At 60.5% G+C, this 13525-nt stretch carries 10 protein-coding genes; 7 read left to right on the forward strand and 3 right to left on the reverse strand.

Annotated elements, in window-relative coordinates; all coding sequences use genetic code 11:
• Positions 1-113: 113 nt before the first annotated feature.
• From ACQZ5G_RS24185 to amyA, 6 genes are all read left to right on the forward strand, one after another.
• Positions 114-1370 carry an NRAMP family divalent metal transporter gene (locus tag ACQZ5G_RS24185; RefSeq protein WP_448737870.1) on the forward strand — a complete coding sequence of 419 codons (1257 nt, stop codon included), beginning with the start codon at positions 114-116 and terminating at the stop codon, positions 1368-1370.
• A gap of 19 nt (positions 1371-1389) precedes the next feature.
• Positions 1390-2157 carry a LamB/YcsF family protein gene (locus tag ACQZ5G_RS24190; protein WP_448737871.1) on the forward strand — a complete coding sequence of 256 codons (768 nt, stop codon included), beginning with the start codon at positions 1390-1392 and terminating at the stop codon, positions 2155-2157.
• 11 nt (positions 2158-2168) lie between these two features.
• Positions 2169-2978: a putative hydro-lyase gene (locus tag ACQZ5G_RS24195; RefSeq protein WP_448737872.1), complete on the forward strand. Its 810-nt coding sequence runs from the start codon at positions 2169-2171 to the stop codon at positions 2976-2978.
• A gap of 7 nt (positions 2979-2985) precedes the next feature.
• Complete coding sequence (locus tag ACQZ5G_RS24200; protein WP_448737902.1) at positions 2986-4602, forward strand: 5-oxoprolinase subunit B/C family protein; 1617 nt, start codon at positions 2986-2988, stop codon at positions 4600-4602.
• Positions 4599-6332 (forward strand): acetyl/propionyl/methylcrotonyl-CoA carboxylase subunit alpha, encoded by a 1734-nt coding sequence (locus tag ACQZ5G_RS24205; RefSeq protein ID WP_448737873.1) that lies wholly within the window; start codon positions 4599-4601, stop codon positions 6330-6332. The genes ACQZ5G_RS24200 and ACQZ5G_RS24205 overlap by 4 nt, the downstream gene beginning before the upstream one ends.
• Before the next feature lie 111 nt (positions 6333-6443).
• Positions 6444-7931, forward strand: coding sequence for an alpha-amylase (gene amyA / locus ACQZ5G_RS24210; protein WP_448737874.1), 1488 nt, complete (start codon positions 6444-6446; stop codon positions 7929-7931).
• Between the two features lie 30 nt (positions 7932-7961).
• On the opposite strand, the gene soxR is transcribed toward amyA, so the two are convergent.
• The gene (soxR, locus tag ACQZ5G_RS24215; RefSeq protein WP_003519761.1) at positions 7962-8417 is read right to left on the reverse strand and encodes a redox-sensitive transcriptional activator SoxR; all 456 of its coding nucleotides are present in this window, start codon (positions 8415-8417) and stop codon (positions 7962-7964) included.
• Positions 8418-8575: 158 nt separating this feature from the next.
• A complete protein-coding gene (locus tag ACQZ5G_RS24220) occupies positions 8576-10684 on the reverse strand; it encodes a TonB-dependent receptor domain-containing protein (RefSeq protein ID WP_448737875.1) in 2109 nt (702 codons plus the stop codon).
• A gap of 147 nt (positions 10685-10831) precedes the next feature.
• On the opposite strand from ACQZ5G_RS24220, the gene ACQZ5G_RS24225 reads away from it, so the two are divergent.
• Positions 10832-12301 (forward strand): glycosyl transferase family protein, encoded by a 1470-nt coding sequence (locus tag ACQZ5G_RS24225; protein ID WP_448737876.1) that lies wholly within the window; start codon positions 10832-10834, stop codon positions 12299-12301.
• Positions 12302-12308: 7 nt separating this feature from the next.
• On the opposite strand, the gene ACQZ5G_RS24230 is transcribed toward ACQZ5G_RS24225, so the two are convergent.
• Complete coding sequence (locus tag ACQZ5G_RS24230) at positions 12309-13508, reverse strand: low temperature requirement protein A (RefSeq protein ID WP_448737877.1); 1200 nt, start codon at positions 13506-13508, stop codon at positions 12309-12311.
• Positions 13509-13525: the final 17 nt, after the last annotated feature.

Raw genomic sequence — 13525 nt, forward strand, 5'->3', positions numbered from 1 at the left:
GAGAACGATTATTATTTATTGTTGAACAATGTTGACAATTTCACGGAACAGGACAAGATCGTCCGCATAAAGCATCCGCGAGGGGCGGATTGCGACAGGAGCGGAGAAAATCCATGGAGCAGAACAAGCTCTCGCCCGCCGACCCGAACGAGGTTGTGCGCAAGGCGAAGAATCAACGGTATGCCTTGCTTTCGGCAATGTTCCTGATGTCGATGTCGGCCGTCGGACCGGGCTTCATCACGCAGACTGCGAACTTCACTGTGAAACTGGGCGCTGCATTCGCATTCGCCATCATTATTTCCATCCTCATAGACTTCGTCGTGCAGGCTAATATCTGGCGCATCGTCACCATCACCCGCATGCGGGCGCCGGCGATTGCCAATGCCGCCATTCCGGGCTCGGGTTATCTGCTCGCCATTCTCGTCATCGTCGGCGGGCTGTTCTTCAACATCGGCAATATCGGCGGCGCTGGCCTCGGCTTCAATGCCATGATCGATCTCGATCCGAAGATCGGCGGCGCGATCGGCGCATTGGCGGCTATCGGCATCTTCCTGTCCCGTCGCGCAGGCATCGCGATGGACCGCGTGGTTTTCGTCGCGGCCTTCGTCAAACTGGCTCTGATCCTTTATGCGGCATATGTATCCGGCCCGCCGGTAGCGGAAGCCTTCCGCCAGACCTTCCTGCCCGACACCATCGATTTCGTCACCATTACGACCATCGTCGGCGGCACGGTCGGCGGCTATATCACCTATGCCGGCGCGCATCGCCTGCTGGACAAGGGAATGGTGGGTGTTGAAAATATCAGTGCGGTCAATCGCGCGGCGTTGAGCGGCATCGCCATCACCGGCGTATTGCGCTACATTCTGTTTCTTGCCATCCTGGGCGTGGTCGCCAGCGGCGTGGTCATCGATCTTTCGGGCAAGGCGGCAAACCCCGCAGGTCAGGCCTTCCATGCCGCTGCCGGCGATATCGGCTTCCGCCTCTTCGGCGCGGTTTTCCTCGCCTCAGCCATGACAAGCATCATCGGTGCGGCCTATACCTCCGTGTCATTCCTGACCGCTTTCAAGCCTGACATAACGGAGCGCCAGCGTAATCTGGCAACGGTTGGCTTCATAGCCATTTCGCTGATCGCCTATGTCATCATCACCACACCGCCTGCAGCCATGCTCGTCTTCGTCGGCGGCCTCAACGGTCTCGTTCTGCCAATCGGCCTTTCGATCTTCATGTATGCCGCCTGGAAACGCACGGATCTGATGCACGGATATCATTATCCGCGCTGGCTGCTGGTGCTTGGCGTGCTGACCTGCGCACTCACCTGGTATATGGCCTATAAGTCGGCGGGCGCGATCTTTGCCCTGCTCGGCTACTGATAGAATAAGGGAGGCAAACATGGCCGCTATCGATCTCAACAGCGATCTTGGCGAAAGTTACGGCGCATGGCGCATGGGAGATGACGAAGCGATGCTCGCCATCGTTTCCAGCGCCAACATCGCCTGCGGATTTCATGCCGGCGATCCGGCCGGTATTTACCGCACCGTCAAGGCGGCCGCCGAAAAAGGCGTGGTCGTCGGCGCCCATGTTTCCTATCCGGACCGCGTCGGCTTCGGCCGCCGCGATCTGGACGCGACCTCGGAAGAACTGATTGCCGATGTCATCTACCAGATCGGCGCGCTGAAAGGCGTTGCCGCCGCTGCCGGCACCACGGTGCGTTACGTCAAGCCGCATGGCGCACTTTACAACCGCATCGCCAACGATGCGAAACAGGGGCAGGCCGTCATTGACGGCATCAAGGCCATCGATCCTTCGCTGGTGCTGATGGGTCTCGCGAATGCACCTATCCTCGATCTTGCCCGCAAGGCAGGTCTTGCCGTCGTTGCCGAAGCTTTCGCGGATCGCGCCTATACGCCTCAGGGCCAGCTCGTCTCCCGCCGCGAAGCCGGTGCCGTGCTGCATGACGCGGCCAAAATCGCCGACCGCATGGTGCAGCTTGCCCGCGAAGGCACGCTGGAGGCTATCGATGGCAGCATCATAAAAATCGAAGCGCAATCCATCTGCGTACATGGCGACAGCCCCGGCGCCGTCGCCATCGCCCGGGAAATCCGCCGCCGTTTCGAGGCTGATGGTATCGACATCCGTTCCTTTGCATCCAATCGCTGAAAGGATAGCCGATGACGATACCGACATCCTATCTCAACCACACCGACGCGGAGGCCGCGCGCAAGGCCCGTGCGACCTATCGCGACGGCCTCGTCGCCCCAACTTCCGGCATTGCGCCCGGCTTCACGCAGGCGAACATGATCGTGCTGCCGCGCGACTGGGCCTTCGATTTCCTGCTTTACGCGCAGCGCAATCCCAAACCCTGCCCGGTGCTGGATGTCTCCGATCCCGGTTCGCCGACAACGCTGCTCGCGCCCGGCGCTGATCTGAGAACCGACCTGCCGCTCTACCGCATCTGGCGGGACGGCAAGCTCGTCGAGGAAACAGCGGATGCAACCGCCGCCTGGGCGGAGCGCGATGATCTCGTCGCCTTCCTGATCGGCTGCAGCTTCACCTTCGAAACGCCGATGGTGGAAGCGGGCATCGAAATCCGCCACATGACCGACAAGAGCAATGTGCCGATGTATCTCACCAACCGGCCCTGCCGCCCGGCTGGTCGGCTGAAGGGCAATATGGTCGTTTCCATGCGGCCGATCCCGGCCTCGCGGGTCGCCGATGCTGCGACCATTTCGGGACGTTTTCCGGCCGTACACGGGTCGCCCGTGCATGTCGGCGCACCGGAAGAGATCGGCATTACCGATCTTGCAAAGCCTGATTTCGGCGATGCGGTGCGGATCGACCCGGGTGAAGTTCCGGTGTTCTGGGCCTGCGGCGTCACACCCCAGGCCGCCGTGATGGCGTCGGGCGTACCCTTTGCGATCACCCATGCGCCGGGGCACATGTTCATCACCGATATTCCCGATTCAGCCTATCACGCGTGAGGACATGATGCGTTTTCTCCCCGTCAGCCTCACCACCATTCTTGTCGAACTCGCCGATCTCGATGAAACGCTGGCGCTTTTCGCCTCACTTCAGAACGATCCGGTCGAAGGTATCGAAGAGACGGTGCCGGCTGCCCGCACCCTGATGATCCGCTTTCGCCCTGAAAAGATCGGTGCCGAAGCGCTGGCCGCGCGGCTGGCAAGCCGCGATCTATCCGCAAAAATAGCGCCTTCGGACAATCTCGTGGAAATCCCCGTCCACTATAATGGTGAGGATCTCGCCGATGTTGCCGAATTGACCGGCATGAGCATCGAAGAGGTCATCCGCCGCCACACCGAAAGCGAATTCACCGTGGCCTTTTGCGGGTTCGCCCCCGGCTTCGGTTATCTGGTCGGCGGCGATCCGGCGCTGCATGTGCCACGCCGGCAAAGCCCGCGCACCCGCATTCCGGCAGGTTCGGTGGCGCTGGCCGGCGCCTTCAGCGGCGTCTACCCGCAAAACAGCCCCGGCGGCTGGCAAATCATCGGCACCACGCCGGTGAAGATGTGGGATATAGACCGCGATCCCGGTGCGCTTTTTCAGCCGGGTTACCGCGTGCGTTTCTTCGACATGGACAAGGCCCGCAAAACGGTCGACATCCCCGTCTCGGCACCGCGCAGCGCCGGGAAAGACCGGGCAAAAGCAGGCCCGCATTTCGAGGTGCTCGCAGCCCCCATGCCCGCCATCTTTCAGGATCTCGGCCGCTTCGGCCAGACCGGACAGGGCGTTTCGGCCTCGGGCGCGCTGGATCGCGGTGCGTTCAATGCCGCAAACCGCATCGTTGGTAACCCCGTCAACACGCCATGTCTCGAACTGACGCTCGGCGGATTTTCCTTTAAAAGCACGAGCCGCGCCGTCATCGGCATTGCAGGCGCCCCCTGCCCCGTCACGATCACCACGGCAGATCGCAGTTTCGCGGCCAAGACCCGTGGCCCGGTGTCCCTCGAACCCGGTGATGTGGTCACTTTCGGCCAGCCGCCAAAGGGTATGCGTTGTTATCTTGCGGTGCGCGGCGGCTTCGATGTCGAGCCGGTGCTCGGCAGTTTCGCGACGGATACGCTGGCTGTCGTCGGCCCAGAGCCAGTGGGTGCAGGCGCCATCCTGCCGCTTAAGGGCGAGAAGACCTGCCTTTCCAGCGTATCGATCGACGAGGTTTCGGCCTTCGAACCGCCGGCAATGGGTGAGGTCGTCACGCTGGACGTCGTTCTCGGCCCCCGCACCGACTGGTTCACGCAGAAGGGCGTCGAGACGCTGACCGGCCAGCTCTGGCAGGTCACCCCGCAATCGAACCGGGTCGGCATCCGCCTAGCCGGCGACGTGCCGGTGGAACGCAAGGACAGCGCCGAATTGCCGAGCGAAGGCACCGCGACAGGGGCGATCCAGATTCCCCATAGCGGCCAGCCGGTTCTCTTCCTTGCCGATCACCCCTTGACTGGCGGTTATCCCGTCATCGGCGCGGTCGCCGAATATCATCTCGATCTTGCGGGACAAATCCCCGTCAACGCCAAAATCAAATTCCGCCCGATCGGCCCCTTCGCCGAAATCGCGGCCAGGAACACAGAATTCCGAGGAGAAGAGCGATGAAAAAAGTGCTGATTGCCAATCGCGGCGAGATCGCGGTGCGCATCATCCGCGCATGTCGCGATTATGGCCTGCAATCGGTCGCCGTTTATGCCGATCCCGATCAGGATGCGCTTTTCGTCCGGCTGGCCGATGAAGCCTATGCGCTGGAGGGCGTGCGTCCCGCCGAGACCTATCTCGATATCGCCAAGCTGATTGCGATTGCCAAACGCGCCGGCGCGGATGCCGTGCATCCCGGTTACGGTTTCCTGTCCGAGCGCGCGGAGTTTGCGCGTGCCGTTCTCGATGCCGGTCTCATCTGGATCGGCCCCGATCCGCATGTCATCGAGGCACTGGGCGACAAGGTCGAGGCACGGCGCATTGCCACCGGCGTCGGCGCACCGCTGGTCGCCGGCAGTGACGGCCCCGTCGCTTCCGCTGCCGAAGTCACCGCCTTCGCCGAAGAACACGGCCTGCCCGTCGCCATCAAGGCGGCCCATGGCGGCGGTGGTCGCGGCCTGAAGGTTGCGTGGAAGATGGAAGAGATCGCCGATCTCTACGAATCCGCCGTGCGCGAGGCGATGGCCGCCTTTGGCCGCGGCGAATGTTTCCTTGAACGTTTCCTTGACCGTCCGCGCCATATCGAGGCGCAGGTTCTGGCCGACACGCACGGCAATGTGCTCGTCCTCGGCACCCGCGACTGCTCGCTGCAGCGCCGGAACCAAAAGCTGATCGAAGAGGCTCCCGCCCCCTTCCTCTCCGACGAACAGCGGCAGAAAATCCATGCGGCCGCCAAGGCTATCTGCGCCGCTGCCGGTTATTCCGGCGCCGGCACCGTCGAATTCCTGCTCGGCGTCGATGGCACGATTTCCTTCCTCGAGGTCAATACGCGCCTGCAGGTGGAACATCCCGTTACCGAAGAAACCACCGGTATCGATCTCGTCATCGAGCAGTTCCGTATCGCCGAAGGCCATAAGCTGCGGGTTCTCGAAACGCCGGAACCGCGTGGACATTCGATGGAATTCCGCATCAATGCCGAAGATCCAGGCCGAGGTTTCCTGCCGACGCCCGGCTCGATCTCGGTTTTCGACGCCCCCTCCGGTCCCGGCATTCGCGTGGATAGCGGTGTCGTCAGCGGCTCCAGCGTGCCGGGCGTATTCGACTCGCTGATGGCGAAGCTGATCGTCACAGGTGCCGACCGCGAGCAGGTCCTGCGCCGCGCACGCCGCGCGCTGAAGGAGTTCCGCATCGAAGGCATCGCCACGGTGCTGCCGTTCCATCGCGCCGCAATCGAGACCGAAGACTTCATCGGCACGGACGGTTTCAAGGTTCACACCCGCTGGATCGAGACCGATTTCGCCGCCATGCCGGATGCCATGGAGCGCCCGGCACCGGCCGACGACCCTTCCGTCACCCGCACTTTTCTGGAAATCGACGGCAAGCGTGTATCGGTCGGTCTGCCCAGCCTGCTGCTCTCCAGCCTCGGTGCGGTTAGCGGCGGCAGCGCGGCTGTTCCCGGCACCGCCGCCCCCAAGGAAAAGGAAGGCGAAATCACCGCCCCGGTTTCCGGCACCCTGCAATCCTTCAAGGTAAAAGACGGTGATGCGGTTTCGCAAGGCGATCTTCTGGCCGTCATGGAAGCCATGAAGATGGAGACGCAGATTGTCGCCACCAAGGCCGGCAAAGTTCGCCTGATCGTTAAGGAAGGCGACTATCTGCAGGCGGGCGCTGCCCTTCTCGACATAGCCGGCTAATATACGGACAGGCCACCGGCCTCACAATTGCGGATCGCGTATGGCTGGCGGCGGAACCCTTTCGCCGCCGGGCCGTTTATGGCGCGACCTGCTAACGACTGTGAGGGAAATATGGCCGGACGCACCTTGCTTCAGTTCTTCCATTGGTATTATCCGGACGGAGGGAAATTATGGAGCGAGGTGGCCGAAAAGGCCGAAAGCCTTGCGAAAATGGGCATCACCGATATCTGGCTGCCACCGGCCTATAAGGGTGCTGCCGGCGGTTATTCGGTGGGTTACGATACCTACGATCTCTTCGATCTCGGTGAATTCGACCAGAAGGGCACCGTCGCCACCAAATATGGCGATCGCGCCGAGCTCGAATATGCCGGAAGAACGCTGAAGGAAAACGGTATCCGCGTCATTCATGACGTGGTTCTCAATCACAAGATGGGTGCGGATGAAAAGGAGAAGGTGCGGGTTCGCCGTGTCAATCCCGAAGACCGCACCGAGATCGACGATGAAGACTTTCAGGCGCTGGCCTTTACCCGCTTCACCTTTCCCGGCCGCAGCGGCAAACATTCCAAATTCATCTGGGACCTGAAGTGCTTCAGCGGTGTCGACCACATCGAGGAGCCGACCGAAGACGGCATTTTCCGCCTCGTCAATGAGTATGGCGATGGGGAATGGAATGAGGAAGTCGATCAGGAAAACGGCAATTTCGACTACCTGATGGGTGCCGATGTCGAATTCAGGAACCGGGCGGTTTACGAAGAGCTCAAATATTGGGGCCGCTGGCTCTCCGAGCAGGTGCAGGTCGATGGCTTCCGGCTGGATGCCGCCAAACATATTCCGGCCTGGTTCTTCCGCGACTGGGTCGGCCACATGCGCGAAACGGTCGATCCCGATCTTTTCGTCGTGGCGGAATATTGGCACCCCGATCTCGAGGCGCTGAAAAGCTATCTCGAACTCGTCGATAAGCAGCTTATGCTTTTCGATGTCGCCCTTCACCACAGCTTCCATGACGCCTCGAAACAGGGCGGCGATTTCGACATGCGCAGCATCTTCGATGGTTCGCTTGTCTCCGCCGTTCCCGACCATGCCGTCACGCTGGTCGACAATCACGATACGCAGCCGCTGCAATCGCTGGAAGCGCCGGTGGAGCCCTGGTTCAAGCCTCTCGCCTATGCGATCATCCTGCTGCGCGAAGAAGGTGTGCCCTGCGTCTTTTATCCCGATCTGTTCGGCACGAGCTATACCGACACCGGGAATGATGGCAACGAATATAAAATCGATATGCCCGCTATTGAATGCCTGCCGAAACTCATCGAGGCCCGCAGCCGTTTCGCCAACGGAGCCCAGACGGATATTCTCGACGATGCAAGCTGCATCGCCTTTATTCGCCACGGCGCCGCCGATGCGCCGGGCTGCGTGGTGGTGATGTCGAATGGCGAGCCGGCGGAAAAGCAGATCGATCTCGGTCCCGATCACGCTGGGGCGGTCTGGCGCGACTTTCTCGGGCACCGTGAAGAACGGATTTCCCTCGATGAGAGCGGCAAGGGCGTCTTTCCCAGCAATGGCGGCAGCGTCAGCGTCTGGGTTGCCGCCGGCTCCGAGTGAGGAACAAGCGTTCCGGTTCGGAAATCCCGTTCATTCCGCAGAAACGAGGCGGCGCGGACCTGCGCCGTCATCGGCCAGAACATCGTTCGGATTGCGCAACGGACAATCATCCAGCGAAAGACACCCGCAACCGATACAGCCGGTAAGCTGATCGCGCAGCATGATCAGGCTGTTGATGCGAAGCTGCAGCATTTCCCGCCAGGATTGGGAAAACCTGCGCCAATCGGCCGTCGTTGCCACCCGATCCTGCGGCAGATCGGCCATCGCATCCCTGATGATGCTGAGCTGTATACCCGCTCGTTGCGCGATGCGGATGATGGCGATACGCCGCAGGACGGCGCGATGATAACGACGCTGGTTACCGGCGGTTCGCCAACCTTCAATCAGGCCTTTCGCCTCGTAAAAATGGATGGTGGACACGGCAATGCCGCTGCGGCGGGCAACCTCCCCAACCGTCAGGCTGTGCTTGAATACGGTATTTTCCATTCTGGCTCCTGCTTCCGTCACGATTTCCGCTCGGAAACGCGGAAACATAGTGAAGAGCAGCCGGTATAATTCCTCAACCATAGTTGAGGTCAATAGGCGATAGCCCAAAAAAAGAGGCGCCCAAAGGCGCCTCCAAATTTCGTGAATGTGGCCATGGGTCAGAACTTCGCTGTCATGCTGATCCAGAAACGGCGGCCTTCCATGACGGTGTTGAAATCGTCGGTGCCGACATCCTTGTCGAAGACATTGTAAATGGCGGCATTGAGGTCGACATTTTCGGCGACCGCATATTTCGCGCCGATATCCAGTGTGGTGTAGGCGTCATATTTACGCCCGGCCTTGCCGTTGATCGTCACAGGCGTGCCGTTGGTGCCGATGCGCGGGCCGGCATTGATTTCCGATCCGTGGTAGTTCAGCGAGGCCCAGGCTTCCAGACCGTCGATTGGGGTCACCCAGTCGCCGCGCAGATTGGCCATATGCTCCGGCGTGCGCGCCAGCGGGAAGCCTTCATAATCGCCGGTTTTCTGTTCGGAATGCGTATAGGTATAGTTGCCGCGCAGCGTCAGGTCCGGCGTCGCATACCAGGTCGCCGTCAGTTCCACACCCTGAATGACCGCATCGTCGATGTTGTAATTGTACCAGAGACGATAGTTGCGGTCTTCGCTCCAGCGGGCCGGCGTTCCATCCGGATTGAGCACCAGCGCGTTGGAAATCTTGTCCTTGAAATCGGTGTAGAAATAGGTGGCGCCGAGAGCGACGTCGCCGTTGTCCCAAAGCGCGGCCACTTCATAGCTCGTGCTCTTTTCCGCTTCGAGGTCGGGATCGCCGATAATCACGCCGCAGGTGCCGCTCGGGCCATAGGTGCAACCGCCACCACCCGTCGTATAGGCATAACCCGGTGCGATCTGGCGGATTTCCGGGGCGCGGAAACCGGTGGAGATGCCGCCCTTGATGGTCAGTTCCTCGGTCGCGCTCCAGACGCCATAAAGGCGTGGGCTGAAATGATTGCCGTATTTCTCGTGATTATCGAGACGAAGACCGCCCGTCAGCGCGAAATTATCGACAATGCGCCATTCATCCTCAAGGAAGAGCGCCCATTGCGTCGCCGAAAATGTCTCATCGCGGCCGGTGCGGCGTCCCGGGTTCTGGTCCGTCAGCCGCGCCTCGAAATATTGTCCGCCCGTGACCAGCGTGTGGTTGCCAAACAATTCGAACGGCGTCGTGAACTTGCCATCGAGAACGGTGTTGCGCACTTCCGGCGAGCGCGGGTTTTCTGTCACGCGGCCGGTGCGGATATTTCTGGTGAAGTTGGTACGCTCCGCCCATTCCTGCTGGAACGAGAATTCGGATGTGGTCGGCCCCCAGCGGCCGGTATGCGACAATGACCAATGGTCACGCGTATTGGTATTGTAGGTGCCGTTGGCGTCGGTCGCCGCCAGCGTGTCGCCGGGCTCGGCGCTGCGGCGCAGCCGCGTCTTTCCGCCTTCGAGATAGATGTCGTGATCTTCGTTCGGCGTAAACGTCAGACGACCGTTGAAATCATATTCCTTGGCGCCCGTGGTGCCGCTCAGAATACGGTCTTCGCCGCGTGTGAAACCCCTGCCCCAGAGCTGCAGACCGAGCTGGTCCTTCAGGATCGGTCCGTTGGCGTACCAGGAGACCTGGCCGCTATTGCCGAATTTGGAATGCTGCTGAACCGTGCCTTCGGTGGTGACGGAACCTGACCAGACATCGCCCACCTTGCGGGTGATGATGTTGATGACACCGCCCATGGCATCCGAACCATAAAGCGAGGACATCGGCCCGCGCACCACTTCGATGCGCTCGATCGCCGAAACCGGCGGCACGAAACTCTGTTCGAAACCGGAATTGCCGTTGGTGCGGGCATCGCGCGTGCTCTGCCGCTTGCCGTCAACCAGAACCAGCGTGTAAGCACCGGGCAGACCGCGAATGAAAATATCCTTTTCATTGGCAATGCCGGTAACGGACACGCCCTGAACTTCCCGCAGGGCATCGGTCAGATCGCGATAGGACCCTTTTTCCAGATCTTCCCGCGTCACAACCGTGATGCTGGCCGGAGCGTCCTTCACATTCTGCTCGAAACCGGATGCGGTGACGACGATCTGCTGAAGAACCGTGTTCCCCTCAGACGCCTGCTGCGCAAAAACGGGCAGAGCAATGCTAAGGGCCGTTCCCGCCATTGCTGCCGAAAGACCGGCCTTTATTACCGTCGCGGACTTTTCGTGGCCGCGGTACTTCAATTCCATGTTATGCCCCCGCATTTAACTTGAGAATTTAACCCCACTTATTTAGGAGGGAGTGCGGGCGCAACGCGTTTGTTTTCGAACAGTTCTAAATTCTAGAAATTGCAAAAAGGGCTCCCCGGACAAGCGGCGGAGTAAAAAAATCGCAAGATGACAACCGGCAAGAGAAAAGATGAACCCGCTTCCACGACAAGGCCAGACAGGCTTGGGCAGCTGAAACTACTTGTCGCTTTCGATGCGTTGTTGCGGGAAGGCAGCGTCAGCCGCGCGGCGGCGGGCATGGGACTGCCGACATCTTCCATGAGCCGCATCTTGCAGCAGCTGCGCGAAAGATACGGCGACCAGCTTTTTCTGCGCACCGGCCAGGGCCTGCGTCCCACCCCCTTTGCCGAAAACATGCGGCTGCGCATTCGTTCGCTGGCGGCGGAGGCCGAGAACCTTATCGACTATTCGCAGGAAAAACCCGCCGCCCCGGCCAACGCCAGTGCAAGCGGCTGGGAGCAGCCCGTGCTGATGAAGGCGCCGCCGCTTTCGCTTCGCCCCAGCGTTCTTCTGGAAGGTCAGCCGACACCGGAAAACATCGCCGACCGTCTTGCGCGCATCGGCCACAATGCCGATCCGCAGCAGAGGCTTGCCAAATATATCGCAACCTCGGCGATGGGCATCGGCAACAGCCGCCCGCTCAGCCAGGTGGAAGCGATGGATGCGCTCTCGATCATTCTCGACGGCGATGCCGACCCGATACAGATAGGCGCGCTGCTTGCCACCATGCATTATCGCGGCGTGACCGCGGCGGAGCTTGCCGGTTTCATCGAAGCCATGTGGCGACATATAGAGAGGGACCAGCAAGCTCCTGCATCGGCGGATCTCGACTGGCCCGCTTATATGTCGCCGAAACATCGCGATGCGCCGTGGTTCCTCCATTCCGCGCGTCTTGTCGCCATGGCGGGATATAGCGTCCTGCTGCACGGGCATGTGGGGCAGGGAGAAAACGGCGGCAAGCTTGAACTTGCAGCACAGGCCTGCGGCATGCCCCTTTGCCACTCGCTTTCGCAGGCGGCGAAAGCCACAGCCTCGGAACGCATCGCCTACCTGCCGATCGGTGGTCTGTCCCTGCAGTTTCAAAGCCTGCTCGGCCTGTACGGCATTCTGGAGATGCGTCTGCCGCTCAACACGGTCGTGCATCTTCTCAATCCGCTTCGCGCCAGAAGCACGATCATCGGCGTCGCCCGCCCGTCATATCAGGAACTTCATCGCGACACGGCGCGACTGCTTTCGGTGGAAAACCTCGCCATTCTCGGCAATACGCGGGATTTCGCGCAATTCACGCCGTTTCGCAGCACCCGGATTTTCGGTCTTTCAAAGGGCAGGGATGTGGAATTTATCGTTCCCGCACGCGAAACGCCGCCCGCCGAAATGCCGACCATGTTCACAACCTTCGAATATTGGCGGGCGGTCTGGACGGGCGCCGCAAGGGACGAAAGGGCAGAAACCATTATCATCTCGACGGCAGCCATCGCGCTGATGCTGGTCAACGATATGGCTCTGCCCTTCGAGGAAGCCTATGCCCGCAGCCTTCGGCTCTGGAACGACAGGGCACGCAATCTCGTCAACGCCTGATCAGCGATCAGGCATTGGCGACGGCCCTTTTCAGCGCCAGATATTCCCAAAGGGCGACAAGCAGAAGAATTCCCGTGCTAGCCAGTTGCAGCACGAAAAGCGGAACACCCGGCACCGGCAAAAGCAGGCAGAGCGCCGCCACGCCGGCAAAATGCGACACCGGTCGCTGATAGGCGACGGCGATCTTGACGCCGATATTGCCGGCCAGAAACAGGACCGGACCGCCGAGAATGGCGAGCGCCTCGCGCATCGTTGCGCCATCCCGCGCATGGGAGAGGCTGAAATCCTCACCCACCGCCGTAAGGATGATACCGGCTACGATGGGCAAATGCCCGTAGTTAAAAAGATTATGGGCGATCTTCGCCTTTTCTTCGGCATTCTCGGCTTTTCTCGAAGCCTCCTCCTGCCCGTGATGGAAATAAATCCACCACATCGCCACGGTACTGACGAAAGCGGAGCAGAAGACGATGAATGTCAGGCCCGAATTCATATATTCTGTGGCCGTGCGTCCCGTGGTCAGGATCGTTTCGCCAAGGCAGATGATGACGAAGAGCGCACATCGCTCCGCCAGATGCTCGCCGGAAAGATGCAGCCTGTCCTCGTCGCTCGAGGCTACACCCGGCACGACATAACGGCAGGCGGGGCCGGCATATTCAATTGCAAGCGCAATGCCCCACAGGAGAATGCGATCCGCCAGATCGACGAACCCACCGGCCAGCCAGAACAGGCTCGATACCACGAGCCAGATCGTCACGCGCACGAAAACCAGAAAAGACTGCCGGTCTTCACCCCTGAACGCATAGAGGGCGAACAGGCTTCGACCGACCTGCATCAAGCTGTAAATCAGGGCGAAGACAAGACCCTGTTCCGCAAAAGCCTCCGGCAGCGCGATGGCCAGCAGAACGCCGCCGAACATCAGCACGAACAGCAGGATCCTGACCGGCTCCTTTTCCGTGTTCAGCAGGTTTGTGATCCAGGTGGTGTGTATCCATAGCCACCAGAGCGACAATATCAGGATGCCGGCCTCAAGCGCTGCTGTCGGCCCAAAATCCTTGGCCAGCGCGTGGGAGAGCTGGATCAGCGCGAAAACAAAGACCAGATCGAAGAATAATTCGGGGAAACTGGCCTTGCCGGCGTCCTGGCCCTCCTGCCTTATCCAGCTTTCCGCATCCGCCTTGTGTTCTTGAAGCTCACCCCCGGTTCTCATTCCACCTCCGCCGCAAT

The sequence above is a fragment of the Agrobacterium sp. 22-214-1 genome (assembly GCF_053522465.1).